Source organism: Elstera litoralis, assembly GCF_000963705.1.
In the GTDB taxonomy this organism is placed as follows: Bacteria; Pseudomonadota; Alphaproteobacteria; order Elsterales; family Elsteraceae; genus Elstera; species Elstera litoralis.
Genome location: NZ_LAJY01000824.1, coordinates 1 through 906, shown reverse-complemented (window position 1 = coordinate 906; position 906 = coordinate 1). Strand labels below are relative to the sequence as shown.

The following is a 906-nucleotide window of genomic DNA, read 5'->3' as shown; positions in this document are numbered from 1 at the left end:
TTGCACTTGCTTCTGACCAATCAGCGCCGCATTGGACGGGTTCAATTGCAGCAAACGGCCACTGGCGATCCCGCTATCGAAGGAAATAACCTTAATCCCGCGTTCGGCGGCGCGTTTGGCCACCGGCACCAGGGCGTTGGCATCATTCGCCGAAATGGCGATAGCATCGACTTTCTGAGCGATCAACGCGTTCATCAGTTCGATCTGCCCCTCGGCGGTCGCCGTCGTCGGGCCGGTGTAGATCAACTCGACATTACCAAGCTCGTTCGAGGCTTCAATTCCGCCTTCCTTACAGGCTTCAAAGAAGCCATTGCCGAGCGATTTGACCAGCATGGCCACGCGCAGCTTATCGGCGGCATCGGCGGAGTTCATCGCCAGAACGCCGACGATGACGGCAAGGCTGGCGGTTTTCAGAAATTTGGTCACGGCGTACATCCTCCCTTGGATGATTTTCCCCGCCGGAGCCGTTCTTTTGCGCTCGCTTAGGCGGGGGTCGGTTAAGCCGCTGAGCGGTTTCGCCAGCGGGGTACAATCATCAACTCCACGCCCGCGTCGCGCAGCAGCGCGGTGGCGGTCTCGCTGATGCCATCGTCGGTCACGACGATATCGATGCGGGATAAGGGGCAGAGAATGAGACTGCCCCGCCCTGTAAATTTGCTGCTATCGACCAAAACCACGAGTTTTTCGGCCTGATCGATCAGCTTCTGTTCGGCGCGAATCAGCAGCGGGTCCGACTGCATCAGCCCATGCTGCGTCAGCGCTTGTGCCCCCATGAATAATTTTGACGCAAAGAAACGGTGCGTCAGATCATTATCGAAGGGGCTCAGCACCAGTTGCTGCTCGCGGAAAATCTCACCGCCCGGCAAAGTCACGCGGTTCTCCGCCGTGGCGCATCAGAAAGTCGGC

The 906-nt window shown here is 58.5% G+C and carries 2 protein-coding genes; both read right to left on the bottom strand.

Features of this window, described 5'->3' with window-relative positions; genetic code table 11:
* Positions 1-426: substrate-binding domain-containing protein (locus VZ95_RS20020; protein WP_198148440.1), on the bottom strand; the 426-nt coding region annotated here is incomplete at its 3' end.
* 71 nt (positions 427-497) lie between these two features.
* Positions 498-872 carry a DeoR/GlpR family DNA-binding transcription regulator gene (locus VZ95_RS20015; protein ID WP_052711974.1) on the bottom strand — a complete coding sequence of 125 codons (375 nt, stop codon included), beginning with the start codon at positions 870-872 and terminating at the stop codon, positions 498-500.
* Positions 873-906: the final 34 nt, after the last annotated feature.